Annotated in this window: 2 protein-coding genes and 1 pseudogene; all 3 read left to right on the forward strand. The window is 62.6% G+C overall.

Annotated features, from left to right (window positions below; genetic code table 11):
- The coding region (locus tag VES88_11935; protein HYN82207.1) for a DUF4277 domain-containing protein at nt 1–488 on the forward strand (488 nt) is incomplete at its 5' end.
- 12 nt (nt 489–500) lie between these two features.
- Nucleotides 501–1,727: pseudogene (locus VES88_11940) on the forward strand (IS1634 family transposase).
- 334 nt (nt 1,728–2,061) lie between these two features.
- The coding region (locus tag VES88_11945) for a hypothetical protein (protein ID HYN82208.1) at nt 2,062–2,478 on the forward strand (417 nt) is incomplete at its 3' end.

Consider the following 2,478-nt stretch of genomic DNA (forward strand, 5'->3'; position numbering starts at 1 on the left):
GCTGTCGCCCGTTGGAGCCAGACATGGATGACATTCCACGCGAGCTCGAGGTGTATGAGGTCCGCCATCTGCCCATCATGAAAGCGTACGCCGATCAGCTCGGCCTCGTGAGCACCATCAATTATCTTGTCCCTACGGAGATGCAGGTCGATGCGGGCACGATTGTGCTCGGGCTCGTGTTGGATACCCTCAGTGGCCGGAGCCCTCTCTATCGCTTCGCAGAGTTCTGTGCGCACCAAGACACTGCACGGCTCTTGGGCAAAGCCTTACCCCCAGAGGCCTTGAACGATGCTCAGGTGGGCCGCGTCCTCGATCGCCTCTCCGACTGTGGCACGATGAAGATTTGCACCGCCTGTGCTGTGCGTGCTGCGGCGCGTGTTGGCTTCGACAAACGCTCCGTCCATTTTGATACGACCTCGTGCAGTGTCTGGGGCGATTCCCAGTTCCCCGAGACCCAGGAGGTGCCCTGCCGCGTGACCTATGGCTAGAGCAAGGAGAAGCGTCCTGACCTGCAACAGTGTGTCTTCTCGATGCTCTGTGTGGATCGGGCGGTCCCGCTGTGGGGCAAGCCCGAGGAGGGCAACGCATCGGACAAGACCCTCAATACCACCCTGTTGTCGGAGATCGGGCAGACGCTCGCCCGCCATGGCGTGGCTTCGGGGGCGTATAGCGACATTGCGGACGCGGCGCTGGTCAGCGAGGCACATCTCAAGGCGCTTGGGGACACGTTGTTCATCAGCCGCTTACCGGCCACCTACAGCGAATGTGGACGGGTCATCGCGGAAGCCGTGGCCGAGGACCAGTGGGAAGCGGTCGGTATAGTGGCCCAGACCAAGCCGACGAAGCGACGACCAGCCGCCGTATACAAAGTGTCTGAGGGGACCGTGACCTTGCATGGCAAGGGCTATCGGGCAGTGGTGGTCCATTCCAGCAGCCAGGATCAACGGCGACAGCAGCGTTTGGCACGTGAGCGTGCGGCGTCCTCGACGACCCTGACGGCTGCGGTGTGTGAGGCGGCCAAGCAGGAGGACTTCTGTCACGCGGATGCGGAGGCCGCCGCCGCGAAGGGGCGGGCGCTGCAGAGTGTCTATCATCAGGTGGAGGCCGTGGTCGAGGCGCGCCCCACCTCTGGGCCTGGACGTCCGAGCGCCACGAAGCTCCGCGCGGTCAAAGCGTGGCGGTATGGCCTGCAGGTGACCCTGCACGCACGGCCCGAGGTCATCGCCCGCACGGCCCAAGAGGCCGGCTGTGTCGTGCTCCTGACCAATGTACCCACCCAGGGGGAGATGGCCCATAGCGCGGGGGACATCCTCCGCGCCTACAAAGCACAACAGGGGGTGGAGCAAAATGTTGCCTTTTTGAAAGACCCGGTCATCGTCAACAGTCTGTTCCTGAAGAAGCCCGAGCGGATCGAAGCCTTGGGGTTGGTGTTATTGCTCGCGCTGCTGATCTGGCGGTTGATGGAACGGTCGCTCCGCACGCATGTCGAGAGCACCGGGCAGGCCCTGCCGGGCTGGGACCAGAAGGAGACCCTACGGCCCACCGCCTGCATGATGCTGACGAAGTGCATGGCCGTGATGGTACGCAAGGTCGCTGCCCGGCGTCAGCTCGTCCACGCGCTGTCGGCGGTCCACCAGCAGTCTCTGACGGCCTTGGGGGTCTCGCTTGCCTGTTTCATCGAAGCCAAGAGTGGTTCGACACGGAGCAGGACACCCCCATCGCCATAACAACGCCAGGAGGTCTCCGCGCTGGGGAAGGCCGTGGCTATCCGAGCCCCTAAGACCCTGAGGACCAGTCAGGCCCATGCACGACGATTGTCTCGCCCAGGGGCTCCAAGGCAGCCTCGTGCTCGTCTGTTTCCTAGTAGCCAGGGAGTCTGCGGGGCAACAGCCCTCGCCTTGCGAGGAAAGTGGAGGAGCATCACTCGCGCTGGGCGGGCAAAACAGGGTGCGCACGTGGCCAGAAGAGCGGTTTGAGTCCAGTCCTATCCTCTGTGTCTTCGTCTGGCTCTGGAGCACCTCAAAAAAGGGTGTAGAGAGCCGAAACAGGGGTGCGGAATGTGTGGGTGAGGATGTCGTGGAGCACATACCTACGGGTTTGCAGTACAACGTTGCGACCGCCGAAGGTGGCGCCATGGCCGACCGCAGCATGGCGGCTTTGAACAGCCTGAGCCTGGATGTCGGTTATGAAGACACAGGCACACACTGGCACGAGGAGGAAAGGACGCCTACGCGGCTCGGCGAACCTACGACTCTTGTGCGCCTCGCTCGGGTGTCGGCAGGCCATCTTGTACCGTGGGCGGAGGATGCTTCAGACCACGCCTGGGAGCTGTCACAGGTTTCGGTCTTAGCGAAACGTCTTAGTGGGGAATGCGACCGGTACGGCTCCATGATCGCGGCAGCGAAGGAGCAGATGAAAGATCGAGGCAAATATTGCGTCGTCGTTCCTCTTGAAGAACACAACGGTGTATGGCGTGGT

The sequence above is a fragment of the Gemmatimonadaceae bacterium genome (genome assembly GCA_035633115.1).
In the GTDB taxonomy this organism is placed as follows: Bacteria; Gemmatimonadota; Gemmatimonadetes; order Gemmatimonadales; family Gemmatimonadaceae; genus UBA4720.